This window comes from Streptococcus sp. 27098_8_51, assembly GCF_041432205.1.
Lineage (GTDB): Bacteria > Bacillota > Bacilli > Lactobacillales > Streptococcaceae > Streptococcus.
In genome coordinates this window covers 1-24231 of sequence record NZ_JAPVZE010000018.1, presented here as the reverse complement: position 1 = coordinate 24231, position 24231 = coordinate 1, and the positions used below count along the sequence as shown (strand labels likewise).

The 24231-nt window shown below is 42.5% G+C and carries 29 protein-coding genes; 27 read left to right on the top strand and 2 right to left on the bottom strand.

Annotation, left to right across the window (positions count from 1 at the left end; translation table 11 throughout):
* Positions 1–10 precede the first annotated feature (10 nt).
* The 19 genes from hprK to O3622_RS09280 all read left to right on the top strand — a co-directional run bounded on the left by hprK (position 11) and on the right by O3622_RS09280 (position 14933).
* Entirely contained in the window at positions 11–946 is a 936-nt protein-coding gene (gene hprK, locus O3622_RS09370; protein WP_247929791.1) for an HPr(Ser) kinase/phosphatase, read from the top strand.
* The gene (lgt, locus tag O3622_RS09365; protein ID WP_247929790.1) at positions 939–1727 is read left to right on the top strand and encodes a prolipoprotein diacylglyceryl transferase; all 789 of its coding nucleotides are present in this window, start codon (positions 939–941) and stop codon (positions 1725–1727) included. Before hprK ends, lgt begins: the two co-directional genes overlap by 8 nt.
* Positions 1728–2111: a DUF948 domain-containing protein gene (locus tag O3622_RS09360; RefSeq protein ID WP_247929789.1), complete on the top strand. Its 384-nt coding sequence runs from the start codon at positions 1728–1730 to the stop codon at positions 2109–2111.
* Between the two features lie 15 nt (positions 2112–2126).
* Positions 2127–2525: a YtxH domain-containing protein gene (locus O3622_RS09355; RefSeq protein ID WP_000517390.1), complete on the top strand. Its 399-nt coding sequence runs from the start codon at positions 2127–2129 to the stop codon at positions 2523–2525.
* Between the two features lie 73 nt (positions 2526–2598).
* Positions 2599–3729, top strand: a complete 1131-nt coding sequence (gene hemW / locus O3622_RS09350) for a radical SAM family heme chaperone HemW (protein ID WP_247929788.1) — start codon at positions 2599–2601, stop codon at positions 3727–3729.
* A gap of 4 nt (positions 3730–3733) precedes the next feature.
* The gene (locus O3622_RS09345; RefSeq protein WP_247929787.1) at positions 3734–4471 is read left to right on the top strand and encodes an acyl-[acyl-carrier-protein] thioesterase; all 738 of its coding nucleotides are present in this window, start codon (positions 3734–3736) and stop codon (positions 4469–4471) included.
* Positions 4472–4481: 10 nt separating this feature from the next.
* Positions 4482–5255, top strand: coding sequence for a TIGR01457 family HAD-type hydrolase (locus O3622_RS09340; protein ID WP_247929786.1), 774 nt, complete (start codon positions 4482–4484; stop codon positions 5253–5255).
* The gene (locus tag O3622_RS09335) at positions 5245–5862 is read left to right on the top strand and encodes a TIGR01906 family membrane protein (RefSeq protein WP_000850614.1); all 618 of its coding nucleotides are present in this window, start codon (positions 5245–5247) and stop codon (positions 5860–5862) included. The genes O3622_RS09340 and O3622_RS09335 overlap by 11 nt, the downstream gene beginning before the upstream one ends.
* 220 nt (positions 5863–6082) lie before the next feature.
* A complete protein-coding gene (locus O3622_RS09330) occupies positions 6083–6484 on the top strand; it encodes a Spx/MgsR family RNA polymerase-binding regulatory protein (RefSeq protein WP_000631261.1) in 402 nt (133 codons plus the stop codon).
* Positions 6485–6763, top strand: coding sequence for a UPF0223 family protein (locus tag O3622_RS09325; protein WP_001041966.1), 279 nt, complete (start codon positions 6485–6487; stop codon positions 6761–6763).
* The gene (locus O3622_RS09320; protein WP_000850026.1) at positions 6753–7526 is read left to right on the top strand and encodes an inositol monophosphatase family protein; all 774 of its coding nucleotides are present in this window, start codon (positions 6753–6755) and stop codon (positions 7524–7526) included. The genes O3622_RS09325 and O3622_RS09320 overlap by 11 nt, the downstream gene beginning before the upstream one ends.
* A complete protein-coding gene (locus O3622_RS09315; RefSeq protein ID WP_247929785.1) occupies positions 7527–8831 on the top strand; it encodes an RsmF rRNA methyltransferase first C-terminal domain-containing protein in 1305 nt (434 codons plus the stop codon).
* A 210-nt stretch (positions 8832–9041) separates the two neighbouring features.
* Complete coding sequence (locus O3622_RS09310) at positions 9042–9920, top strand: phosphate ABC transporter substrate-binding protein PstS (RefSeq protein ID WP_007520299.1); 879 nt, start codon at positions 9042–9044, stop codon at positions 9918–9920.
* Positions 9920–10837: a phosphate ABC transporter permease subunit PstC gene (pstC, locus tag O3622_RS09305; protein ID WP_001070950.1), complete on the top strand. Its 918-nt coding sequence runs from the start codon at positions 9920–9922 to the stop codon at positions 10835–10837. Before O3622_RS09310 ends, pstC begins: the two co-directional genes overlap by 1 nt.
* Positions 10827–11711, top strand: coding sequence for a phosphate ABC transporter permease PstA (gene pstA, locus O3622_RS09300; RefSeq protein WP_371607385.1), 885 nt, complete (start codon positions 10827–10829; stop codon positions 11709–11711). Before pstC ends, pstA begins: the two co-directional genes overlap by 11 nt.
* Positions 11712–11721: 10 nt before the next feature.
* The gene (gene pstB / locus O3622_RS09295; RefSeq protein ID WP_000049851.1) at positions 11722–12525 is read left to right on the top strand and encodes a phosphate ABC transporter ATP-binding protein PstB; all 804 of its coding nucleotides are present in this window, start codon (positions 11722–11724) and stop codon (positions 12523–12525) included.
* Between the two features lie 12 nt (positions 12526–12537).
* Positions 12538–13296 carry a phosphate ABC transporter ATP-binding protein PstB gene (pstB, locus tag O3622_RS09290; RefSeq protein ID WP_001287328.1) on the top strand — a complete coding sequence of 253 codons (759 nt, stop codon included), beginning with the start codon at positions 12538–12540 and terminating at the stop codon, positions 13294–13296.
* Between the two features lie 11 nt (positions 13297–13307).
* A complete protein-coding gene (gene phoU / locus O3622_RS09285; protein ID WP_000946469.1) occupies positions 13308–13961 on the top strand; it encodes a phosphate signaling complex protein PhoU in 654 nt (217 codons plus the stop codon).
* A 156-nt stretch (positions 13962–14117) separates the two neighbouring features.
* Entirely contained in the window at positions 14118–14933 is an 816-nt protein-coding gene (locus O3622_RS09280; protein ID WP_371607384.1) for an ABC transporter substrate-binding protein, read from the top strand.
* Between the two features lie 19 nt (positions 14934–14952).
* On the opposite strand, the gene O3622_RS09275 is transcribed toward O3622_RS09280, so the two are convergent.
* Positions 14953–16224 carry a PLP-dependent aminotransferase family protein gene (locus tag O3622_RS09275; RefSeq protein ID WP_242747681.1) on the bottom strand — a complete coding sequence of 424 codons (1272 nt, stop codon included), beginning with the start codon at positions 16222–16224 and terminating at the stop codon, positions 14953–14955.
* 145 nt (positions 16225–16369) lie between these two features.
* On the opposite strand from O3622_RS09275, the gene budA reads away from it, so the two are divergent.
* The 8 genes from budA (at position 16370) to O3622_RS09235 (ending at position 22964) form a co-directional block, all read left to right on the top strand.
* The gene (budA, locus tag O3622_RS09270) at positions 16370–17101 is read left to right on the top strand and encodes an acetolactate decarboxylase (RefSeq protein ID WP_000375405.1); all 732 of its coding nucleotides are present in this window, start codon (positions 16370–16372) and stop codon (positions 17099–17101) included.
* Positions 17102–17110: 9 nt separating this feature from the next.
* A complete protein-coding gene (locus tag O3622_RS09265; RefSeq protein WP_000215875.1) occupies positions 17111–17863 on the top strand; it encodes a YhfC family intramembrane metalloprotease in 753 nt (250 codons plus the stop codon).
* A 111-nt stretch (positions 17864–17974) separates the two neighbouring features.
* Positions 17975–18880: a UDP-N-acetylmuramate dehydrogenase gene (murB, locus tag O3622_RS09260; protein ID WP_000111590.1), complete on the top strand. Its 906-nt coding sequence runs from the start codon at positions 17975–17977 to the stop codon at positions 18878–18880.
* A gap of 158 nt (positions 18881–19038) precedes the next feature.
* Positions 19039–20196, top strand: a complete 1158-nt coding sequence (locus O3622_RS09255; RefSeq protein WP_000742905.1) for an ABC transporter ATP-binding protein — start codon at positions 19039–19041, stop codon at positions 20194–20196.
* Positions 20177–20983 carry an ABC transporter permease gene (locus tag O3622_RS09250; protein ID WP_000754121.1) on the top strand — a complete coding sequence of 269 codons (807 nt, stop codon included), beginning with the start codon at positions 20177–20179 and terminating at the stop codon, positions 20981–20983. The genes O3622_RS09255 and O3622_RS09250 overlap by 20 nt, the downstream gene beginning before the upstream one ends.
* A complete protein-coding gene (locus O3622_RS09245; protein ID WP_070567660.1) occupies positions 20980–21753 on the top strand; it encodes an ABC transporter permease in 774 nt (257 codons plus the stop codon). Before O3622_RS09250 ends, O3622_RS09245 begins: the two co-directional genes overlap by 4 nt.
* Positions 21750–22820, top strand: coding sequence for an ABC transporter substrate-binding protein (locus O3622_RS09240; protein ID WP_371607383.1), 1071 nt, complete (start codon positions 21750–21752; stop codon positions 22818–22820). Before O3622_RS09245 ends, O3622_RS09240 begins: the two co-directional genes overlap by 4 nt.
* 12 nt (positions 22821–22832) lie before the next feature.
* Positions 22833–22964, top strand: coding sequence for a hypothetical protein (locus O3622_RS09235; RefSeq protein WP_268699617.1), 132 nt, complete (start codon positions 22833–22835; stop codon positions 22962–22964).
* Positions 22965–23594: 630 nt separating this feature from the next.
* On the opposite strand, the gene O3622_RS09230 is transcribed toward O3622_RS09235, so the two are convergent.
* Positions 23595–23681 carry a YopX family protein gene (locus tag O3622_RS09230; RefSeq protein WP_142358718.1) on the bottom strand — a complete coding sequence of 29 codons (87 nt, stop codon included), beginning with the start codon at positions 23679–23681 and terminating at the stop codon, positions 23595–23597.
* Positions 23682–24231: the final 550 nt, after the last annotated feature.

Sequence of the window (24231 nt, the reverse complement as noted above, 5' to 3'; positions counted from 1 at the left end):
GGAGGAAATTATGTCGGTTTTAGTAAGAGATGTCATTGAAAAACTCAGACTAGATATTGTCTATGGTGAAGGCGAATTACTTGAAAAAGAAATCAATACTGCGGACATTATGAGACCTGGTCTTGAAATGACGGGCTACTTTGATTACTATACACCAGAACGGATTCAGCTGTTAGGGATGAAGGAGTGGTCCTATTTAGTTGCCATGCCTGCACAGAACCGTTATCAAGTTTTGAAGAAAATGTTTCTACCTGAAACACCTGCGGTTATCGTGGCTCGTGGCCTGGTGGTACCAGAGGAAATGTTGAGGGCTGCTAGGGAATGTAAGATTGCGATTTTAACTAGCCGAACAGCAACCAGTCGTTTATCTGGAGAACTTTCTAGCTATCTTGATTCCCGTTTGGCTAAACGTACCAGTGTGCACGGTGTCTTGATGGATATCTATGGCATGGGTGTCTTAATCCAAGGGGATAGTGGTATCGGTAAGAGTGAGACAGGTCTTGAGCTTGTGAAGCGTGGACACCGTCTAGTAGCAGACGATCGTGTAGATATTTATTCTAAGGATGAGATGACTCTTTGGGGCGAACCTGCTGAAATCTTGAAACATTTACTTGAGATTCGTGGAGTTGGGATTATCGATATCATGAGTCTCTATGGTGCAAGTGCTGTAAAAGATTCTTCACAAGTTCAGCTAGCAGTTTATTTGGAAAATTATGATACGCATAAGACCTTTGACCGTCTAGGAAACAATGCCGAAGAACTCGAAGTTTCTGGTGTAGCTATTCCACGTATCCGCATCCCAGTAAAAACAGGACGCAATATCTCCGTTGTTATTGAGGCGGCTGCCATGAACTACCGTGCTAAAGAAATGGGCTTTGACGCGACACGTTTATTTGAAGAACGCTTGACAAATCTAATCGCTCAAAATGAGGTGAAACATGATTAATCCAGTCGCATTTGAAATAGGCCCCTTTGCTATTCGTTGGTATGCTTTGTGTATTGTAGCTGGTTTGGTTTTAGCAGTCTATCTTGCCATGAAAGAAGCTCCTAAAAAGAAAATTCTATCAGATGATATTTTGGATTTTATCCTGATTGCTTTTCCAGTTGCTATTTTAGGTGCTAGACTATACTACGTACTCTTTCGCTTAGATTATTATCTGCAAAATCCAGGTGAAATCATCGCCATCTGGAATGGTGGTTTGGCCATTTACGGAGGATTGATAGCGGGTGCTGTTGTCCTTTATATCTTTGCAGATAGAAAGCTGATTAATACTTGGGATTTCTTAGATATTGCAGCACCGAGTGTCATGATTGCCCAGAGTTTAGGGCGTTGGGGAAATTTCTTTAACCAAGAAGCCTACGGTGCAGCGGTAGATAGTTTGGATTATTTGCCAGGCTTCATTCGTGACCAGATGTACATTGAGGGTAGCTACCGTCAGCCGACCTTCTTATATGAGTCGGTTTGGAATCTGATTGGATTTGCTTTGATTCTGATTTTTAGACGAAAATTAAAGGGAATCAGACGTGGTCATATCACTGCTTTCTACTTGATTTGGTATGGCTTTGGTCGTATGATTATCGAAGGAATGCGGACGGATAGTCTCATGTTCTTTGGTCTGCGAGTTTCCCAATGGTTATCAGTTATCCTTATCGGACTCGGTATTTTTATCATACTTTATCAAAATCGAAAGAAAGCCCCTTTCTATCATACAGAGGAGGAAAAATAAATGTTAGAAGTTGCATATATACTTGTTGCGATTGCTTTGATTGTCTGTTTAGTCTATTTGACAATCACGATTCAAAAAGCCGGTCGTATGATTGATGAGACAGAGAAAACCATCAAAACGTTGAGCTCAGATGTGAACGTTACCTTGCATCAGACCAATGAATTGTTGGTTAAGGTCAATGTGTTAGCAGACGATATCAATATCAAAGTTGCGACGATTGATCCACTCTTTACGGCGGTGGCTGACTTATCTGAGTCAGTATCTGATCTCAACCAACATGCGCGTGTTTTAGGCAAAAAAGCTTCATCTGCTGGTTCAAAGACCATTAAAACAGGTGCAGGCTTGTCCGCTCTTCGTGTCGCAAGTAAACTTTTCAAAAAATAAAAAAGGAGAAATCTTATGGGAAAACTATCCTCTATCCTTTTAGGAACAGTTTCAGGTGCAGCTCTTGCTTTGTTTTTGACCAGTGACAAGGGTAAACAAGTTTGTAGTCAAGCTCAGGATTTTCTAGATGATTTGAGAGAAGATCCAGAATATGCTAGAGAGCAAGTCTGTGAAAAACTAACAGAAGTGAAGGAACAGGCAACTGACTTTGTGCTGAAAACAAAGGAACAAGTAGAATCTGGTGAAATCACTTTTGATAGTGTCCTTGACCAAGCTAAAAACTGTGCTCGACAAGCGACAGAAGCGTCAAAGGAAACCTTTAACAATCTCAAGGAGCAATGGCAAGAACAGTCAGCAACTCCAGACGTTGCTGAAGACCAAGAAGAAATCATCATCGATATTACTGAAGTATAAGGTATCACCATCTCTGGTTTTTGGAGATGGTGATTTTTATCTGCAAGCCTGTCTTTGTGGTATAATAAGTACTATGCAGAAAAAACCAACGTCCGCCTATGTGCATATTCCCTTTTGCACACAGATTTGTTATTATTGTGACTTTTCAAAAGTATTTATCAAGAATCAACCAGTAGATAGTTACTTGAAGCATCTACTAGAGGAGTTTCGTTCTTATGATATCAAAAAGTTACGAACTCTCTATATTGGAGGCGGGACTCCAACGGCTCTGTCCGCTTCGCAATTAGAGTTGCTCTTAGATGGCTTGACTAAAAACCTAGACTTGTCAGCCTTAGAAGAGTTGACCATTGAGGCCAATCCTGGTGATCTGGATGCAGATAAGATTATGGTTTTGAAACAGTCACCAGTCAATCGTGTTTCTTTAGGTGTGCAGACTTTTGATGACAAAATGCTGAAAAAGATCGGGCGTAGTCACTTGGAGAAGGATATTTATGAAAATATCGACCGCCTCAAACTGGCCGGTTTTGATAATATTTCCATCGATTTGATTTACGCTCTACCTGGTCAAACTATGGATCAGGTCAAGGACAATGTCGCTAAGGCAATCTCGCTTGATATTCCTCATATGAGCCTTTATAGCTTGATTTTGGAGAATCATACGGTCTTTATGAACCGCATGAGACGTGGGAAATTGCCCCTACCCAAGGAAGAGTTAGAAGCGGAGATGTTTGAGTACATCATCGCAGAACTGGAGCGAGCTGGTTTTGAGCATTATGAGATTTCCAATTTCTCTAAACCCGGATTTGAAAGTCGCCACAATCTCATGTACTGGGACAATGCCGAGTATTATGGTATCGGTGCGGGTGCTTCGGGTTATGTGGACGGGGTGCGTTATAAAAACCACGGTCCTATCCGCCACTATCTCACTGCGGTAGAGGCAGGAAATGCTCGGATTACAGAAGAACACCTGAGTCAAAGGGAGCAGATGGAAGAAGAAATGTTCCTAGGCCTCCGGAAAAAATCCGGAGTTTCTATGGCGCGATTTGAGGAAAAATTTGGACGATCCTTTGATGGACTTTATGGCGAAATCATCAGAGACTTGGTTCAACAAGGACTTATGCAGATCGACAGTGATCGTGTCCGAATGACAAAAAGAGGTCTCTTCTTAGGAGACACTGTAGCAGAACGATTTATTTTGGAGTAGAACAATGGGCTTAACTTATCAAATGAAAATGAAAATTCCTTTTGATATGGCGGATATGAACGGTCATATCAAACTTCCAGATGTGATTTTGCTGTCCTTGCAAGTATCAGGTATGCAGTCGATTGAACTGGGAGTTAGCGATAAGGATGTGTTAGAACGTTACAATCTGGTCTGGATTATTACAGACTATGCGATTGACGTGGTTCGCTTGCCTCGCTTTGCTGAGGAGATTACGATTGAAACGGAAGCATTGACTTACAATCGTCTTTTTTGCTACCGCCGTTTCACTATCTATGATGAAGCAGGTCAAGAAATCATTCGTATGGTAGCAACCTTTGTTCTCATGGACAGAGAGAGTCGGAAAGTTCATGCTGTCGAACCGGAGATTGTTGCGCCTTACCAGTCTGAGTTTGATAAAAAACTCATCCGTGGGCCAAAGTATGCTAACCTAGAAGACCCGATCAGTAAAGACTACCATGTTCGTTTTTACGACTTGGATATGAATGGTCATGTTAATAACAGTAAATACTTGGATTGGATTTTTGAGGTCATGGGAGCAGACTTTTTGACTAAGTATATTCCAAAGAAAATCAATCTCAAATATGTCAAAGAAGTGCGACCAGGTGGCATGATTGCTTCAGCTTATGAACTCAAGGGGCTAGAAAGCAAGCATGAGATTATCAGTGATGGCGAGATCAATGCCCAAGCTATGATTACGTGGCAAGAAATTGAAGGCAATTAGAAAGGACGATATGACTTATAAAGGTTATTTAATTGATTTAGACGGAACCATTTACAAGGGGAAAGACCGAATTCCCGCGGGTGAGGCTTTTGTCCATGAGTTACAAAAAAGAGAAATTCCCTACCTCTTTGTGACCAATAATACAACTCGTACTCCTGAGAGTGTTCAAGAGATGTTGGTTCAGAATTTTAATATCAACACGCCTCTATCGACTGTATACACAGCAACCTTGGCAACCATCGACTATATGAATGACTTAGGACTGGAAAAGACAGTCTATGTCATCGGCGAAGCGGGGCTCAAGGAAGCTATCAAGGCTGCTGGTTATGTGGAAGACAAGGAAAGTCCAGCCTATGTGGTAGTTGGACTGGACTGGCAAGTTGACTATGAAAAATTTGCGACAGCAACTCTAGCCATTCAAAAGGGGGCTCACTTTATCGGAACCAACCCTGACCTCAATATCCCGACGGAACGAGGTCTCTTGCCTGGTGCTGGTTCACTAATTACACTTCTTGAAGTCGCTACACGGGTCAAACCAGTATATATCGGAAAACCGAATGCGATCATCATGGAAAAGGCCGTGGAACATCTGGGTATAGATCGAGAAGACTTGCTCATGGTCGGGGATAACTACTTGACTGATATTCGAGCAGGGATTGACAATGGCATTCCAACGCTCTTGGTGACCACAGGTTTTACCAAAGCAGAAGAAGTGGCGGACTTGCCAATCGCACCAACTCATGTAGTTTCTAGCCTTGCGGAGTGGAATTTTGATGAAAACTAAACTGACCTTTTGGGGAAGTATGCTCTTTCTCCTCTCCCTGTCTATTCTCTTAACCATTTATCTGGCATGGATTTTCTATCCTTTAGAAATTGAGTGGCTGAACTTAGCGAATCGAGTCTATCTAAAGCCCGAAACCATTCTGTATAACTTTCATATCTTGATGAATTACCTGACCAATCCCTTTAGTCAGGTCTTGGAGATGCCAGATTTTCGTTCATCAGCTGCAGGTTTACACCATTTTGCGGTGGTGAAGAATCTCTTCCACTTGGTTCAGCTAGTTGCCCTAGTGACATTACCAAGTTTCTATTTCTTTGTTAGAAAGATTGTGAAAAAAGGATTTCTACCCCTATATCGTAAAAGTATCTTGGCTCTAGTGCTACTGCCTCTAGTCATTGGGCTTGTAGGAGTGTTGATTGGTTTTGAGCAATTCTTTACTCTTTTCCATCAGATTCTCTTTGTGGGAGATGATACCTGGCTTTTTGATCCAGCAAAGGATCCCGTTATTTGGATTTTGCCAGAGACTTTCTTTCTCCATGCCTTTGTACTTTTCTTTGTTTTATATGAAGGAATGTTTGGTTTCCTTCTTGCTAAAGCTTCAAGGAAATAGTGGAAAAAGTTCTGTATTTTTAATAAAAAACGAGAGAAGTTGCTCTACTCCCTATTTATTGTTAGGTTATCCTAAAGATAAACTTGCAAAGCAGGAGATTTTTGCAGAAAACAGTCTATTTTCTATGAAAAAATAGGCTTTTTTTCTAAAAATACCTAGTCAAGCGCTTTATTTTTTTGTATAATAGAAATAGCAAGTATAGATAAAAGAAGAGAAAAGCATGATTACACTATTTTTATCACCGAGTTGTACATCATGTCGTAAGGCAAAGGCTTGGTTAGAGACGCATAAAGTGCCCTTTCAAGAGCATAATATTATGACTAGTCCTTTAACAAGAAAAGAATTACAACATATTCTTTCCTTGACCGAAAATGGTACTGATGACATCATTTCAACTCGTTCAAAAATTTTTCAAAAATTGGATATTGATGTAGAGAGTATCTCGGTATCGGAGTTGCTTCAGTTGATTGAGCAATATCCTAGTCTTTTGCGTCGCCCAATTATTATAGATACCAAACGCATGCAAATCGGTTTTAATGAAGATGAAATTCGTGCTTTTCTCCCTCGTAGTTACCGTAAACAAGAACTAAAAGAAGCAACATTGAGAGCTGGTATAGGATAGATGAACAAACAGTATAGTTACCCACTAGATTTGTCGTGGAGCACTGAAGAACTTGCTTCAGTGCTTTCTTTTTTTAATGATGTTGAAGCTGCTTATGAAGATAAGGTAGAAGCAAAAAAACTGCTAGAGTCTTACAAGGAATTCAAATTGGTCGTGCCAAGCAAGAGTGAAGAGAAACGTTTGGGACGAGAATTTGAAACAGTTAGTGGTTATTCGCTTTACCGAGCAGTTCAGGCTGCCAAGGAAAAAAGAGAAGGGAAGATTTCTCTTGAAAACTAAATTTGAATTTGCCAAACAGATTGTGAAGGAAGCTGCTGCCTATATTTTGGCTCACATGAAAGAAGATTTGCAGGTTGAGCGCAAGTCTTCCCCTACTGACTTGGTGACGCGTTTGGACAAGGAGGTCCAGGAACTCTTGGTTGAACGGATCAAGTACTCCTATCCTGAGGACTTGATTTGCGCGGAAGAGGGTTGTTTACGTGCTGCAGTCGGTCAAGGTTCCGTTTGGGTGATTGATCCCATTGACGGTACCAATAACTTTGTCGCTCAGCAGGAAGATTTTGCCGTGATGTTGGCTTATTTTGAAAATGGGGTTGGCAAATTTGGCATCATCTATGATGTCATGAAAGGTGATTGTTACCATGGTGGTGGTGCCTTTCCTCCTTGCCGCAATAATGAGCCCTTACCGCCTTTTAAAAAGAAACCTCTTCAAGAATTTTTAGTTGCCGGCAACTCAGGTATGTTTGAAAGCAATGAGTGGGGATTGGGTGATTTGGGTCGAGCAGCGTTGGGTGTCCGTGTCTACGGCAGTGCGGCCATTAGTTTTGCCAAGGTTTTATCAGGTCGTCTTCTGACTTATATTACCTATCTGCAGCCATGGGATTACGCTTCGGCCAGTATCTTAGGGGAAAGTCTGGGTTATCGCCTTCTTACGGTATCGGGTGAGCCCGCTGATTTTAAAACGCGTCAGCCTGTCATGATGGTGCCAATCGAGATGCAAGAAGAGATTCAGTCTTATATCTACGAAAGGAAAGAGAACTAAATGCAATTTCCAGAAGGATTTGTTGAAAAATATGAAGCGATACTAGAAGACGAGGCAAGAGACTTTCTTGCCTCTTTTAAACAAGAAGCAGTTTCGGCTTTTCGGGTCAATCCCTTAAAAGAAAGTCAGTTATCGTTTGCAGATGCTATTCCCCATACACCTTGGGGGTATTATGGTAAGGTTTCTGGAAAGTCACCAGAGCATGTGACCGGTCTCGTTTATTCGCAAGAGCCTGCAGCCCAAATGGTGGCCCAGGTGGCTCAACCAAGTCCTGGTATGAAGGTCTTAGACTTGGCGGCAGCACCAGGTGGAAAATCCACTCAACTAGCAGCTTATCTGGCTAATCAAGGAGTCCTTGTCTCCAACGAAATTTCAAGTAAGCGTGCTAAGATTTTAGTAGAAAATATGGAGCGATTTGGAGCGACAAATGTTGTTGTGACTAATGAATCTGCTGACCGCTTGGCCAAGGTTTTTAAAGGTTACTTTGATGTGATTGTCCTTGATGCACCTTGCTCGGGTGAAGGGATGTTTCGTAAGCGGCCAGATGCCATGGATTATTGGAGTACCGATTATCCAAGCCAATGTGCCAGTCTCCAAAGGGAAATTTTAGAAGATGCAGTGACTATGCTTGCTGAAGGTGGCCGTCTGGTCTATTCGACCTGTACTTGGGCACCTGAGGAAAATGAAGAAATCGTCCACTGGTTGCTGGATACTTATGATTTTGAATTGCTTCCAGTCGAGCATGTGAACGGTATGGTAGCAGGAATTGATCTTCCTGAAACGGCTCGGATGTACCCTCATCATTTCAAGGGAGAAGGCCAGTTTGTTGCCCACCTGCACTTTAAGGGAGAAAATCCAGCATCTAAATTCAAAGCTAGCAAGAGCAATCATAGTCGGGAACAGCTGGTCTTGTGGCAAGAATTTGCCCAAAAACACTTGCGAGTCAATCTAACTGGTATCTTGCAGACTTTTGGAGACCAACTTTATCTCTTGCCCGAGATGCTACCTGATCTAGGGAAACTCAAAATTGCCCGAAATGGCCTCCATCTGGGTACTTTTAAGAAGAAACGCTTCGAACCAAGCTTTGCTCTGGGATTAGCCTTGAAACCAAGTCAAGTAAAACAAAGTGTCGAAATCAATGATGAGGACTTTGTAAAATATGTGGCTGGTGAGACCGTTCAATTGGCTGAAGCTCGACCAAATGGTTGGTATCAAGTTGTGGTTCAAGGAAACGGACTAGGCTTTGCCAAGGTAACGGGAAATGTTTTGAAAAATTATTATCCAAAAGGACTCAGATTCAGGTGAAAAAGCTAGTCAAAGAACCTATTCTATGTTATAGTGGAAGTATGAGTTTTTTCTGATAGTCTTTCATTATTACTTATATTATACGATGGAATTGTCCGCTCCTAAGAATGACTAGATAAAATAAAGCGGGACAATCATTGATGATAATTGGATGATCAGGACAAACGGAAGAAATCAGAACATTTATCATTATGTTCAAGGAGAATAACAGTGAAAAAAAGAAAAAAGCTCGTCATGTCTCTTGCAGCTCTTTTGATGGCAGGTTCTCTAGCAGGATGCGCTAGCTGGATTGATCGTGGAGAATCCATGACAGCCGTTGGTTCAACTGCTCTTCAGCCTCTTGTCGAAGCGGCAGCAGATGAATTTGGTTCTAGAAACATCGGAAAAACAGTCAATGTTCAAGGTGGTGGATCGGGTACAGGCCTATCTCAAGTCCAGTCTGGAGCAGTTGACATCGGGAACTCTGACGTCTTTGCAGAGGAAAAAGAAGGAATCGATGCTTCAGCTCTGGTAGACCACAAGGTTGCAGTGGCTGGTCTTGCAGTGATTGTAAACAAGGAAGTGGATGTTGAAAATCTCACAACCGAGCAACTTCGCAAAATCTTTACAGGTGAAGTGACCAACTGGAAAGAAGTTGGGGGCAAAGACCTGGCCATTTCAATCATCAACCGAGCAGCAAGTTCTGGTTCACGAGCGACGTTTGATACGGTGGTTATGAATGGCCAATCGGCAATGCAGAGTCAAGAACAGGATTCTAACGGGATGGTCAAGTCCATTGTATCCCAAACCCCTGGAGCCATTTCTTACCTGGCTTTTGCCTATGTAGATGACTCCGTGAAAAGCATGAAACTGAATGGGTATGAACCTACATCTGAGAATGTAACGACCAACAACTGGCCTTTGTGGTCTTATGAACATATGTACACACTTGGTCAGCCAAATGAGTTAGCTGCTGAATTCCTGAATTTCGTCCTCTCAGATGAAGCCCAAAATGGAATTGTTAAGGGCATGGGCTATATCTCTATCAATGAAATGAAAGTCCAAAAGGATGCTTCAGGTACCGTTACAGCAGTAGAAGGAGGTCAATAATGAATCAAGAAGAATTATCAAAAAAATTACTATCTCCTTCAAAGAACTCTCGCCTTGAGAAGTTTGGTAAAGGTTTGACCTTCACTTGCCTTTCTTTGATTGTTATCATTGTGGCCATGATTTTGATTTTTGTAGCTCAAAAAGGCTTATCGACCTTCTTTGTCAATGGGGTCAACATCTTTGATTTCCTCTTTGGACAAACTTGGAATCCTTCAGGGAAACAATTTGGTGCCCTTCCAATGATTTTGGGTTCCTTTATTGTGACGATTTTATCAGCCCTCATCGCAACACCCTTCGCTATCGGAGCTGCAGTCTTTATGACAGAAGTCTCACCAAAGGGTGCAAAGATTTTGCAACCAGCCATTGAACTTCTCGTCGGTATTCCTTCAGTCGTCTATGGATTTATCGGTTTGCAAGTTGTGGTGCCTTTTGTTCGTAGCATCTTTGGTGGAACTGGTTTTGGGATCTTGTCAGGGATTTTCGTTCTCTTTGTCATGATCCTACCAACTGTAACCTTTATGACAACAGACAGCTTGCGTGCTGTTCCTCGTCATTACCGTGAAGCCAGTTTAGCTATGGGAGCCACTCGTTGGCAAACCATCTGGCGTGTGACCTTGAAAGCAGCACGTTCAGGTATTTTCACTGCAGTGGTCTTTGGGATGGCGCGTGCTTTCGGTGAAGCTCTTGCTATTCAGATGGTTGTCGGAAACTCAGCAGTTATCCCAACCTCGCTAACAACACCAGCTGCGACCTTGACATCTGTATTGACTATGGGTATCGGAAATACCGTCATGGGAACGGTTGATAATAACGTTCTCTGGTCACTGGCCCTAGTCTTGCTCTTGATGAGTTTAGCCTTCAACAGTGTGATTAAATTGATTACGAAAGAAAGAGGAAAGAAAAACTATGCACGCTAAGAAATTAGATAAACTTGCAACAGCTGTCCTCTATACCATCGCGGGTATCATCGTTGCCATCTTGGCATCCTTGATTCTCTATATCTTGGTGAGAGGGTTACCACATATCTCTTGGTCCTTCTTGACAAGGAAATCTTCCTCTTATCAAGCAGGTGGGGGTATCGGGATTCAGCTCTATAATTCCTTCTTCCTTTTGGTCATTACCTTGATTATTTCTGTTCCGCTATCTATGGGGGCTGGTGTATTCCTCGCTGAGTATGCCAAAAAAGGACCTGTGACCAATTTTATTCGTACCTGTATTGAGATTTTGTCTTCTCTACCATCAGTCGTTGTGGGTCTCTTTGGTTACTTGATCTTTGTAGTCCAGTTTGAGTATGGATTTTCAATCATTTCAGGTGCCTTGGCCTTGACGGTCTTTAACCTCCCTCAGATGACTCGAAATGTTGAGGACAGTTTAAAACACGTTCACCATACACAACGTGAGGCTGGTCTTGCCCTTGGAATTTCTCGTTGGGAGACTGTGGTCCATGTCGTCATTCCAGAAGCCCTTCCAGGTATCTTAACGGGTGTTGTCTTGGCCTCTGGCCGAATCTTTGGTGAGGCCGCCGCTCTTATCTATACGGCAGGACAATCCGCTCCAGCCCTTGACTGGTCTAACTGGAATATCCTCAGTGTTACCAGCCCTATCTCAATCTTCCGACAAGCAGAAACCTTGGCTGTCCACATCTGGAAGGTCAACAGTGAAGGAACCATTCCTGATGCTACCATTGTATCAGCTGGTTCTGCCGCAGTGCTCCTCATCTTTATCTTGATTTTTAACTTTGGGGCACGCAAACTCGGAAGCTATTTACACAAGAAATTAACCGCTGCCTAAAGGAGAAGCCATGTCAAAATATAACTGGGACGAAAAGCATATCATCACCTTCCCTGAAGAAAAAGTGGCCCTCTCTACTAAGGATTTACATGTTTACTATGGTAAAAATGAATCCATCAAGGGCATCGATATGCAATTTGAAAAAAATAAAATTACAGCCTTGATTGGTCCTTCTGGATCAGGGAAATCTACTTATCTTCGCAGTCTCAACCGGATGAATGATACCATTGATATTGCCAAGGTCACAGGTCAAATCCTCTACCGAGGGATTGACGTCAACCGTCCAGAAATCAATGTCTATGAGATGCGCAAGCATATCGGGATGGTCTTCCAACGTCCAAATCCATTTGCCAAGTCTATTTACCGCAACATCACTTTTGCTCATGAACGTGCAGGAGTTAAGGATAAGAAAGTCCTTGATGAAATTGTAGAAACCTCTCTAAGACAGGCTGCCCTATGGGATCAGGTCAAAGATGACCTCCACAAATCAGCCTTGATGCTTTCTGGTGGACAACAACAACGTCTCTGTATCGCTCGTGCCATCTCTGTCAAGCCAGATATCCTCTTGATGGATGAACCGGCGTCAGCCTTGGATCCGATTGCGACAGCCCAGCTGGAAGAAACCATGCTGGAATTGAAGAAGGACTTTACCATCATCATCGTTACCCACAGTATGCAACAGGCTGCGCGTGCAAGTGACTACACAGGATTTTTCTACCTGGGTGATTTGATTGAGTACGATAAGACATCCAATATTTTCCAAAATGCTAAGTTACAGTCAACCAATGACTATGTAACGGGACACTTTGGTTAGAAAGGAAACGGTATGTCAGAAGCGATTTTACAGGTGTCAGACCTGTCCGTTTATTACAATAAAAAGAAGGCCTTGAATAGTGTTTCCCTTTCTTTCCAACCTAAGGAAATAACGGCCTTGATTGGTCCTTCTGGATCAGGAAAGTCTACCCTGCTCAAAGCCATCAACCGCATGGGCGATCTAAATCCTGAGGTGACAACAACTGGATCAGTGGTCTATAATGGTCACAATATCTACAGCCCCCGTACCGATACGGTTGAATTGCGTAAGGAAATTGGTATGGTCTTTCAACAGCCCAATCCCTTCCCTATGTCTATCTACGAAAATGTTGTCTATGGGCTGCGTATCAATGGGGTTAAGGATAAACATGTTTTGGATGAAGCAGTAGAAAAGGCCTTGCAACGTGCTTCTATCTGGGATGAAGTAAAGGATCGTTTGCATGATTCGGCCATTGGTCTCTCTGGTGGACAACAACAACGTGTTTGTGTTGCTCGTGTCTTAGCAACCAGTCCGAAAATCATCCTCTTAGATGAACCAACTTCAGCTTTGGATCCTATTTCTGCAGGTAAGATAGAGGAAACCTTGTATGGTCTGAAAGATAAATACACCATGCTCTTGGTGACGCGTTCGATGCAACAAGCCTCACGTATCTCTGATAAAACAGGCTTTTTCCTAGATGGGGATTTAATCGAGTTTAACGATACGAAGAAGATGTTCCTAGAGCCACAAAACAAGGAAACAGAAGATTATATTACAGGAAAATTTGGATAAGGAGTTGAATGATGTTACGATCTCAATTTGAAGAAGATTTGGAGAAATTGCATAACCAGTTCTATGCCATGGGACAAGAAGTGCTCTCGCAGATCAATCGTACAGTGCGTGCCTTTGTCACGCATGACCGTGATTTGGCAAAAGAAGTCATCGAAGACGATGCAGAAGTTAATGAATATGAAGTGAAGTTGGAAAAGAAATCATTTGAAATGATCGCCCTCCAACAACCTGTTTCGCAAGACCTTCGTACCGTCTTGACCGTTCTAAAGGCAGTTTCAGACGTGGAACGCATGGGAGATCATGCAGTGTCTATCGCTGAAGCGACTATTCGTATGAAGGGGGAGCAACGTATCCCTTCTGTTGAAGAAGAAATCAAAAAGATGGGACGCGACGTGAAAAACTTCGTTGAAGCAGCTCTAGATCTCTATCTCAACGGTTCTGTGGATCAAGCCTACGAAGTAGCAGCGATGGACGAAAAAATCAACCATTACTTTGATAGCATCCGAGATTTGGCTACAGAAGAAATTAGGAAAAATCCTGAAGCTATCGTTACAGGCCGTGATTACTTCCAGGTCATTTCTTTCTTGGAACGTATTGGAGACTACGCAAAAAATATCTGTGAATGGGTTGTTTACTTTGAAACAGGTAAGATTGTCGAACTATAAGAAACGGTTTAAATATACAGAAATAAGGCTGATTAAAATAAATCAGTCTTATTTTTTATGAAAAGAATTGTTTTACAATCAAAATCTCTAAAAGGGTTGACAACTATTTTTAAAAGAGTTATAATTATTCAGAATTAACAGAAAGGTCGTTTATTTATGAAATTTAAGAAATGGATATTAGTTGTGTGTAGCATGCTTGCCAGTGTGGTTTTAGTAGCTTGCCAGTCAGGAACAGATAGTTCCCAGTCTGCTGTGGACGCTATTAAACAAAAAGGAAAGCTAGTTGTTGCGACCAGTCCAGACTATGCACCGTTTGAATTCCAAGCCTTGGTAGATGGTAAAAACCAAGTGGTTGGTGCAGATATTGATATGGCTCAAGCAATTGCAGACGAGCTTGGGGTTAAACTTGAAATCTCTAGCATGAGTTTTGACAATGTCTTGACCAGTCTTCAAACTGGAAAGGCTGACTTAGCCATTGCAGGAATTAGTGCCACTGATGAGAGAAAGGAAGTCTTTGATTTTTCAATTCCTTACTATGAAAACAAGATGAGTTTCTTGGTTAGAAAAGCCGATTTAGACAAATACAAGGATCTTTCAAACCTCGCAAGTGCCAATATCGCAGCTCAAAAGGGAACTGTGCCAGAAACCATGGTCAAGGAACAATTGCCAAATGCCCAATTGACATCCTTGACCAATATGGGGGAAGCAGTCAATGAATTGCAAGCTGGAAAAGTGGATGCTGTTCATATGGATGAACCAGTGGCTCTTAGTTACGCTGGTAAAAACTCAGACCTTGTCGTTGCGACAGCTACTTTGACGATGAAAGATGGCGAAGCCAATGCCGTTGCTATCAAGAAGGATCAGTCAGACTTGAAAGCAGTAGTAGATAAGGTTATCCAAAAACTGAAAGATGACGGAACCTATCAAAACTATCTTGAAAAGGCAGCGAAACTAACGGAAGTTGAACAATAAGAAAAAGCAGAGTTGGACTTTAATCCAATTCTGCTTTTATGTATTCTAATAGCTCTTCTAGATTTTCAAGAGTGACTTTGGCGAACTGATAAGGACAGGCATCCAAATAAGCCTTCTCAAAAAAGTCTAGTTTGAGTGAGCTGTGTTTCAAACTAGCAATCTTAGGATAGTGTCTCAAATCAAGCAAAAGACCATCGTGTAGAGGATAGTGGGGCAAGGGACAGGTGTTTTTTTCAAGTACTTCCTTAATCTGAGTTTGATAGTTCTCTTGAAGGCTCAGTCTGGCCAATCGATTTTTTTCAAATAACTGGCTATCGATGTAAAGAGAAAGAGCCTTTTGCATGATGAGATTGCTGTCATAGTCCAGGATATTTTTGTAGGAAACAAAGGCCTCTTTTAGAGCATTTGGGAGAATGAGGGCGGTAATACGAAGGGCTGGAAAGAGACTAGTTGAGAAGGACTTGATATAAATGACCCGATCCTCAGTATCCAGATAGTGGAAGGTTTGTCCCTTTTTAGAGTCTAAGTCACCTAGATAATCATCCTCGACGATATATACACCATACTGATTTGCTAGATCCAAAATAGCCCTTTTTTCCTGATCAGAATAGGAATGACCTAGGGGATAGTGGAAGCGAGGAATGGTGTAGAAAAACTTGATTTTCCTAGATTTGAACTGTTCTTCCAGTTCTTCAAGGTTGATGCCATCAATACGGCGTTCAATGGTCTGGTAGGCTAATCCTTGAGCGACCAAGAGACGGTTCATCCGGTGGTAGGTCGGCTGTTCGACCAAAATCTCAGTTCCCTGGCTCGGAAAGTTAATCTGAGAAAGTATAAAGAGAGCTTGTTGGGTACCAGATGTTAGAACCAGTTGGTCGGGTTTACAGTAGAGGGCTTGGTCAAAGAGGAGTTGCTGGACAGATTGTCTCAGTTCCTCAAGGCCTTCTTGGTTGTCATAGTAGTTGAAGAGGTAGTTTTCTCGGCCTATCAGGGTTTCATTGACGCAGAGTCGGAAGTCGTCATAGGCACTGGCATGTTCGTCAGTGACTTCGATTTCCAAGTCCTGATGCTGTCCTTGCTCCAGAACATAGTAACCACTTTGGGGTTTGGCATAGAGGTATTGTTCATGGCGTAATTCCAGCAGGGCTCGTTGGATAGTGTCCTTGCTACAGTGGAAGTCTTGGCTCAGTTGACGAATAGAGGGAAGCCGGCTACCTGTTGGAAATTTTCCTGATTCGATACCTTTTTTGAGAAAGGAAACGACTGCTTGGTATTTACTTTCTTTCTTCATTCCAGACCTCCGTTGATTTTGTTACATTGTACCTTTTTTTTGACTCCTTTGCAATGGGAAAAGCATTTCTCCCTTTCACAACTAGGAGCAAATGTGGTATACTTAGAAAGTATGATGATTCATTGAAAAGAAGATAAGAAAGAGAATGGATAGAAAAGTGCAGGAACCGGTAAAATTATTTCAATACAATACTCTAGGTGCCCTAATGGCAGGTCTCTATGGTGGAACCATGACAGTAGGAGAATTGCTGGAACATGGTGACCTTGGTTTGGGGACTTTGGATTCGATTGACGGGGAATTGATCGTCCTTGATGGCAAGGCTTATCAAGCCAAGGGGTCTGGTCAAACGCCTGAAATCGTTGAAGTGGCAGCGGATGCCCTTATTCCCTATGCAGCAGTGGTTCCTCATCAGGCAGAAGTGATTTTCCGTCAGCGCTTTGAGATGACTGATAAGGAATTAGAAAAGCGGATTGAGTCCTACTATGATGGGGAAAATCTTTTTCGTTCCATCAAGATTCATGGCGAATTTTCACAAATGCACGTACGTATGATTCCTAAATCCACACCTGATACCAAGTTTGCTGATGTAGCGACTCACCAACCTGAATATAGCCGGGAAAATGTATCGGGAACCATTGTTGGATTTTGGACACCGGAGATTTTCCATGGAGTGAGTGTTGCAGGCTACCATTTGCATTTTATCTCAGATGATTTGACCTTTGGTGGGCATGTGATGGACTTTGTTATCAAAGAAGGAATGATCGAGGTTGGGGCAGTCGACCAGTTGGACCAACGTTTTCCAGTCCAAGATCGCCAGTATTTATTTGCCAAATTTAACGTTGACGAGATGAAGAAAGATATTGATAAGTCAGAATAGGAGAAAAAGATGACAGTACATATTATCCTTACCATGATCGCTTTGGTTCTCATTCTAGTAAGTGGAACTTGGTATGCCAAAAAACGGTTTAAAATCTCTCTTGCAGTGATGGGCTTGGGGGCAATCGCATTTTTTGTTTCTTCTCAAGTGTTAGAGAAGATGGTTCACCTTCTGATACTCCATCCGCAAAAAGATGGAACCATTCCGCTTATGCAGGAGCAGCCTTTCTTATACGTCCTTTATGGGATCGCTATGGCAGCCCTCTTTGAAGAGACGGCTCGTCTTATCTTTTTTAAATGGTTGGAGAAAAAGAGAAAGCTAGAAGATCGAGATGCTTTGGCCTATGGTTTGGGACATGGGGGCTTGGAGATGCTCTATCTCGGAATGGGAAGCTTGATCAGTCTTTTGATTCTCTTTTCACTCATCCAGTCTTCAAATACTGATGTAGCCAATCTTCTTCCAAAATCTACGCTCGAAACGGTTCAGTCTCTTTCTGTATGGCAGGTTTATTTACTAGGAGTTGAACGTGTGCTTGCTCTGATTCTACAAATTGGTCTTTCCATCTGGGTCTATCAAAGTGTCCGTCAAAAGAAATGGATCTACCTCCTTGCTGCCTATGGTTTGCATGCCTTGTTTGACTTGGCTCCAGCCTTATCTCAGGTAGGATGGATTGCAAATCCGCTTTTAGTTGAGTTTATTCTTCTCGCAGAACTTCTAGCCTTTATCTGGCTGACAAAATTTACATTTTGGAAAAAATCATAAAAAGAGGGGTGACCTCTTTTTTTATGTAATGATAAAACAAGCTCTTTTTATGGTCGTCAAATGTCTCTAAAAATGGTATAATGGAATGAATTTTGAAAAAGGAAGAGTGACATGTCAGTAAAAGAAAAAATGCTTGAAATCCTAGAAGGAATCGATATTCGTTTTAAGGAACCTTTGAAGACCTATACCTATACCAAGGTTGGAGGTCGAGCAGATTACCTAGTTTTACCGCGCAATCGCTATGAGATGGCGCGTGTTGTTCAATTTGCCAATCAAGAGAATATTCCTTGGATGGTGCTAGGAAATGCCAGCAATATCATTGTTCGTGAAGGTGGAATCCGTGGTTTTGTCATCTTGTGCGATAAGCTCAATAACGTTTCGGTTGATGGCTATACCATCGAAGCAGAAGCAGGAGCCAACTTGATCGAAACGACACGTATTGCTCTCCGTCATAGTTTGACTGGTTTTGAGTTTGCTTGTGGGATTCCTGGAAGCATCGGTGGAGCTGTCTTTATGAATGCGGGTGCCTATGGAGGAGAGATTGCTCATATCTTGCAGTCTTGTCAAATTTTGACCAAGGAAGGGGAAATCGAGACCTTATCTGCCAAGGACTTGGCTTTTGGTTACCGCCATTCAGCTATTCAGGATTCTGGGGCTGTTGTTTTGTCAGCTAAATTTGCCCTAGCTCCAGGGAATCATCAGGTTATCAAGCAAGAAATGGACCGCTTGACGCACCTACGTGAACTCAAACAACCTCTAGAATACCCATCATGTGGGTCAGTCTTTAAGCGTCCAGTTGGGCATTTTGCAGGACAGCTGATTTCAGAAGCTGGCCTGAAGGGCTATCGAATCGGTGGTGTGGAAGTATCTGAAAAGCATGCCGGTTTTATGATCAATGTTGCTGACGGAACGGCCAAAGACTATGAAGACTTGATCCAATCTGTTATTGAAAAAGTCAAGGAACACTCAGGTGTCACTCTTGAAAGAGAAGTCCGAATCTTGGGTGAGAAAGAATAAGGTTGGGGTAGAAAAGTTGCTGCTATAACCATTTAAAGGGGGTGAAAGCCTATCGTTAGTGAAGATGTATGTAGGCAGTTTAATCTCCTACACGAGGTGGTAGCGGCCTGACAGAGCCCTGATCTGTTAATTTATGAAAAAGAAGGAATTTATGACAATTGAAAAAACCAATTATTGAATTCAAAAACGTCTCTAAAGTTTTTGAAGACAGCAACACCAAGGTTCTCAAAGACATCAATTTTGAGTTGGAAGAAGGGAAATTTTACACTCTTTTGGGTGCATCTGGTTCAGGAAAATCAACCATTCTAAACATCATTGCAGGTTTACTGGATGCGACGACAGGGGATATTTTACTGGATGGGGTGCGGATCAATGACATCCCAACTAATAAACGAGATGTCCATACCGTCTTCCAATCCTATGCCTTGTTTCCACATATGAATGTGTTTGAAAATGTTGCCTTTCCACTCCGCTTGCGTAAAGTCGACAAGAAAGAAATCGAACAACGTGTTGCGGAAGTTCTCAAGATGGTTCAGTTGGAAGGTTATGAGAAACGTTCTATCCGTAAACTTTCTGGAGGACAACGTCAGCGTGTGGCCATTGCCCGTGCCATTATCAACCAGCCCCGTGTGGTCTTGCTGGACGAGCCTTTGTCAGCGCTGGACTTGAAATTGCGAACAGACATGCAGTATGAACTGCGTGAATTGCAACAACGATTGGGAATTACCTTTGTCTTTGTCACTCATGATCAGGAAGAAGCCCTGGCTATGAGTGACTGGATTTTCGTTATGAACGATGGCGAGATTGTTCAGTCTGGAACGCCGGTGGACATCTACGATGAGCCGATCAACCACTTTGTTGCCACCTTTATCGGTGAGTCCAACATCTTGCCAGGAACCATGATTGAGGACTACTTGGTCGAGTTTAATGGCAAACGCTTTGAAGCGGTCGATGGGGGGATGAAGCCAAATGAGCCTGTTGAGGTTGTCATTCGTCCAGAGGACTTGCGCATCACTCTTCCTGAAGAAGGCAAGCTCCAAGTCAAGGTTGATACCCAGCTTTTCCGTGGAGTTCACTATGAGATTATTGCCTATGATGAGCTCGGAAATGAATGGATGATCCACTCGACCCGTAAGGCCATCGTTGGAGAGGAAATCGGTCTGGACTTTGAACCAGAAGACATCCACATCATGCGTCTCAACGAAACCGAAGAAGAGTTCGATGCTCGAATCGAGGAGTACGTAGAAATCGAAGAGCAAGAAGCAGGTCTGATTAACGCGATCGAGGAGGAAAGAGATGAAGAAAACAACCTCTAAACTCTTTGTAGTGCCCTATATGCTCTGGATTGCCCTCTTTGTTCTCGCACCCTTGGTCTTGATTTTTGGACAATCCTTTTTCAACATCGAAGGGCAGTTTAGTTTAGAAAACTATAAATCTTACTTTGCGTCACAAAACTTGACCTATCTCAAAATGAGCTTCAACTCTGTGCTTTATGCAGGGATTGTGACCATGGTAACGCTACTCATCAGTTATCCAACAGCCCTCTTTTTGACCCGTCTCAAGCACCGTCAACTCTGGCTCATGCTGATTATCCTGCCGACTTGGATTAACCTGCTCCTTAAGGCCTATGCCTTTATCGGGATTTTTGGTCAAAATGGCTCTATTAATCAATTTTTGGAATTTATCGGAATCGGTTCGCAACAGTTGCTCTTTACCGATTTCTCCTTTATCTTTGTCGCAAGCTACATCGAGCTTCCATTTATGATTTTGCCCATCTTCAATGTCTTGGATGATATGGATAACAATCTTATCAATGCCAGTTATGACCTCGGTGCGACCAAGTGGGAAACTTTCCGCCACGTTATCTTCCCTCTATCAATGAATGGAGTGAGAAGTGGGGTTCAGTCGGTCTTTATCCCCAGCTTGAGTCTCTTCATGCTGACACGTTTGATTGGTGGGAACCGCGTTATCACACTGGGAACGGCTATTGAGCAGAACTTCCTTACAAATGACAACTATGGAATGGGTTCTACCATCGGTGTGATCCTCATCCTGACCATGTTTCTCACCATGTGGGTGACCAAGGAAAGGAGAGAACGATGAAAAAATTTGCTAATCTCTACCTAGCCTTTGTCTTCATCATCCTATATTTACCAATCTTTTACTTGATTGGCTATGCCTTTAATGCTGGCGATGATATGAACAGCTTTACTGGTTTTAGCTTGAGCCATTTTCAAACCATGTTTGGTGATAGTCGTCTCATGTTGATCCTCACCCAAACCTTTTTCTTGGCCTTTCTATCAGCCTTGATTGCGACCATTATCGGGACTTTCGGAGCTATCTATATCTACCAGTCTCGTAAGAAATACCAAGAAGCCTTTTTATCACTCAATAATATTCTCATGGTTGCACCTGACGTTATGATTGGTGCCAGCTTCTTGATTCTCTTTACCCAGCTTAAGTTTTCTCTTGGCTTTTTGACGGTTTTATCTAGTCACGTGGCCTTTTCCATCCCAATCGTGGTCTTGATGGTCTTGCCTCGCCTCAAGGAAATGAATGATGATATGATTCACGCGGCTTATGACCTAGGTGCCAGCCAGTTTCAGATGTTTAAGGAAATCATGCTTCCTTATCTCACACCGTCTATCATTGCAGGTTATTTCATGGCCTTCACCTATTCGCTGGATGATTTTGCCGTGACCTTCTTTGTCACAGGGAATGGCTTTTCGACTCTATCAGTCGAGATTTACTCTCGAGCTCGCAAGGGAATTTCGCTGGAAATCAATGCCCTGTCTGCCCTTGTCTTTCTCTTTAGTATTATCCTAGTTGTTGGATATTACTTTATTTCACGTGAGAAGGAGGAGCAAGCATGAAAAAACTCTATTCATTTTTAGCAGGAATTGTAGCGATTATCCTTGTCTTGTGGGGAATTGCGACTCATTTAGATAGTAAAATCAACAGTCGAGATAGTCAAAAATTGGTTATCTACAACTGGGGAGACTACATTGATCCCGAACTTTTGGAGAAATTCACAGAAGAAACAGGGATCCAAGTTCAGTATGAGACCTTTGATTCCAATGAAGCCATGTATACCAAGATTAAGCAAGGTGGAACGACCTACGATATTGCCATCCCAAGTGAGTACATGATCAACAAGATGAAGGATGAAGATCTCTTGGTTCCCCTTGATTATTCAAAAATTGAAGGAATCGAAAATATCGGACCTGAGTTTCTCAACCAGTCTTTTGACCCGGGAAATAAATTCTCCATTCCTTATTTCTGGGGGACCTTGGGAATTGTCTACAATGAAACTATGGTAGAGGAGGCGCCTGAGCATTGGGATGACCTCTGGAAACCAGAATACAAGGATTCCGTCATGCTCTTTGATGGGGCGCGTGAGGTGCTGGGACTCGGGCTTAACTCACTCGGTTACAGTCTCAACTCAAAGGATCCTCAGCAGTTGGAAGAAACGGTAGACAAACTCTACAAACTGACTCCAAATATCAAGGCCATTGTGGCGGATGAGATGAAGGGTTACATGATCCAGAACAATGCTGCCATCGGTGTGACCTTTTCTGGGGAAGCCAGCCAGATGTTGGAGAAAAATCCTAATCTCAAGTATGTCGTTCCGACTGAGGCCAGCAATCTCTGGTTTGATAACATGGTTATTCCAAAAACTGTGAAAAACCAAGATGCGGCCTATGCCTTTATCAACTTTATGTTGAAACCCGAAAATGCTCTCAAAAATGCGGAGTATGTGGGCTACTCAACACCAAACCTACCAGCAAAGGAAATGCTCCCAGAGGAGACAAAAAAAGACAAATCCTTCTATCCAGACGCTGACACCATGAAACACCTGGAAGTTTATGAGAAATTTGATCATAAATGGACAGGAAAATATAGTGACCTCTTCCTACAGTTTAAAATGTATCGGAAGTAGGAGTTAGCAGTTATGAAACGAATCAGTAAAGCTGGTTCGTTTTTTGTATTAAAAAAATTAAATTTTGGGCTTGATAAAAAGAATTTTAATAATAAAATAGTATCCTTTATACATTTAGGAGGAATAAAAAAGGTATGTGATTAATTTGGTATTCAGAAATGAAAACTCTTTCAGAATATGGTATACTAATATTAGTTTCCAATAGGTTATATCTAGTGCTTGTTATGAGTTTACATACAAGATATGGGGTATATCTCCCTATCTCCCTCGCGAGTGGACGGAAACATCGGATGAAAAAGAGTGACATTTCCTTTTAATTTACGGTAAGTATAGATACCTACCTCTCGAGGGGGACGGAAATACATGTTTTTCGGGCTTCACATCAGGAACTGAGACAGTATATCTCCCTATCTACCTCGAGGGGGGCCGGAAACAGATCAACTACTGGTGCAGGAATTACCGGCTTTTCGTATAGATACTTATCTACCTTGAGAGGGGCCGGAAACAGGTTGTAAAAAGCATTGATTGAAATCTTATCAAATTCTTGTATAGCTACCTATTAACCTCGCGAGGGGCCGGAAATAATTCAGGTTTCGCATAAATACTCACATCTAAACCATAAAGAACATTCTACGCACCTCGCGAGAGGCCGGAAACGCCATGTAACCATCTTCGTCGAACCAGTACCGCTTACGTATAGGTGCCTATCCACCTCGAGAGGGGCCGGAAACGGAACTCCGTCGAGGCTTTCTGGGTTATCTTTGTTCTGTATAGCTACCTATCTACCTCGCGAGGGGCCGGCAACTCCAAAAGCTCAGGATTTTCGTAGATGTTTCCTATAACTTTATAGATACCTATCAACCTCGGGAGGGGCCGGAAACGCTTCTTGTTTCACATAGTCAGCTTCAATTTCTTTTTGGTATAGCTACCTATCTACCTTGAGAGGGACGGAAACTAGAAAATGTATTTTCCAACATTAGCGAAGTTACCTTGAAGATAAACACCTGTCTACCTCGCGAGGGGCCGGAAACGGATAAGACATGGCTTTTTCAAAAGTTTCACCTTTGTATAGCTACCTATCAACCTCGAGAGGGGCCGGAAACGGATAAGGGCCATCTGACTCCTCCCACCACCAGCCGGGTATAGCTACCTATCTACCTCGCGAGGGGCCGGAAACTTAGACTCGTCCGTGAGTGATTCTAAGCGGTTCATTTTGGTATGGATACCTATCAACCTCGAGAGGGGCCGGAAACCCAAAGTCCATAAACTCCGATACAGATGCTGTATCTATGTATAGATACCTATCTACCTAGAGAGGGGACAGAAACTTGACAACACTTGTAGCTGCAACAAAGTCATCCATAGTGTATAGCTACCTATCTACCCCGAGAGGGGCCGGAAACTGTTTTGA

Bases quoted from the DNA above. Each gene is read 5' to 3' on its own strand.
- hprK (WP_247929791.1), top strand. From the start codon at position 11: ATGTCGGTTTTAGTAAGAGATGTCATTGAAAAACTCAGACTAGATATT.
- lgt (WP_247929790.1), top strand. From the start codon at position 939: ATGATTAATCCAGTCGCATTTGAAATAGGCCCCTTTGCTATTCGTTGG.
- O3622_RS09360 (WP_247929789.1), top strand. From the start codon at position 1,728: ATGTTAGAAGTTGCATATATACTTGTTGCGATTGCTTTGATTGTCTGT.
- O3622_RS09355 (WP_000517390.1), top strand. From the start codon at position 2,127: ATGGGAAAACTATCCTCTATCCTTTTAGGAACAGTTTCAGGTGCAGCT.
- hemW (WP_247929788.1), top strand. From the start codon at position 2,599: ATGCAGAAAAAACCAACGTCCGCCTATGTGCATATTCCCTTTTGCACA.
- O3622_RS09345 (WP_247929787.1), top strand. From the start codon at position 3,734: ATGGGCTTAACTTATCAAATGAAAATGAAAATTCCTTTTGATATGGCG.
- O3622_RS09340 (WP_247929786.1), top strand. From the start codon at position 4,482: ATGACTTATAAAGGTTATTTAATTGATTTAGACGGAACCATTTACAAG.
- O3622_RS09335 (WP_000850614.1), top strand. From the start codon at position 5,245: ATGAAAACTAAACTGACCTTTTGGGGAAGTATGCTCTTTCTCCTCTCC.
- O3622_RS09330 (WP_000631261.1), top strand. From the start codon at position 6,083: ATGATTACACTATTTTTATCACCGAGTTGTACATCATGTCGTAAGGCA.
- O3622_RS09325 (WP_001041966.1), top strand. From the start codon at position 6,485: ATGAACAAACAGTATAGTTACCCACTAGATTTGTCGTGGAGCACTGAA.
- O3622_RS09315 (WP_247929785.1), top strand. From the start codon at position 7,527: ATGCAATTTCCAGAAGGATTTGTTGAAAAATATGAAGCGATACTAGAA.
- pstC (WP_001070950.1), top strand. From the start codon at position 9,920: ATGAATCAAGAAGAATTATCAAAAAAATTACTATCTCCTTCAAAGAAC.
- pstA (WP_371607385.1), top strand. From the start codon at position 10,827: ATGCACGCTAAGAAATTAGATAAACTTGCAACAGCTGTCCTCTATACC.
- pstB (WP_000049851.1), top strand. From the start codon at position 11,722: ATGTCAAAATATAACTGGGACGAAAAGCATATCATCACCTTCCCTGAA.
- pstB (WP_001287328.1), top strand. From the start codon at position 12,538: ATGTCAGAAGCGATTTTACAGGTGTCAGACCTGTCCGTTTATTACAAT.
- phoU (WP_000946469.1), top strand. From the start codon at position 13,308: ATGTTACGATCTCAATTTGAAGAAGATTTGGAGAAATTGCATAACCAG.
- O3622_RS09280 (WP_371607384.1), top strand. From the start codon at position 14,118: ATGAAATTTAAGAAATGGATATTAGTTGTGTGTAGCATGCTTGCCAGT.
- O3622_RS09275 (WP_242747681.1), bottom strand. From the start codon at position 16,224: ATGAAGAAAGAAAGTAAATACCAAGCAGTCGTTTCCTTTCTCAAAAAA.
- budA (WP_000375405.1), top strand. From the start codon at position 16,370: ATGGATAGAAAAGTGCAGGAACCGGTAAAATTATTTCAATACAATACT.
- O3622_RS09265 (WP_000215875.1), top strand. From the start codon at position 17,111: ATGACAGTACATATTATCCTTACCATGATCGCTTTGGTTCTCATTCTA.
- murB (WP_000111590.1), top strand. From the start codon at position 17,975: ATGTCAGTAAAAGAAAAAATGCTTGAAATCCTAGAAGGAATCGATATT.
- O3622_RS09250 (WP_000754121.1), top strand. From the start codon at position 20,177: ATGAAGAAAACAACCTCTAAACTCTTTGTAGTGCCCTATATGCTCTGG.
- O3622_RS09245 (WP_070567660.1), top strand. From the start codon at position 20,980: ATGAAAAAATTTGCTAATCTCTACCTAGCCTTTGTCTTCATCATCCTA.
- O3622_RS09240 (WP_371607383.1), top strand. From the start codon at position 21,750: ATGAAAAAACTCTATTCATTTTTAGCAGGAATTGTAGCGATTATCCTT.
- O3622_RS09235 (WP_268699617.1), top strand. From the start codon at position 22,833: ATGAAACGAATCAGTAAAGCTGGTTCGTTTTTTGTATTAAAAAAATTA.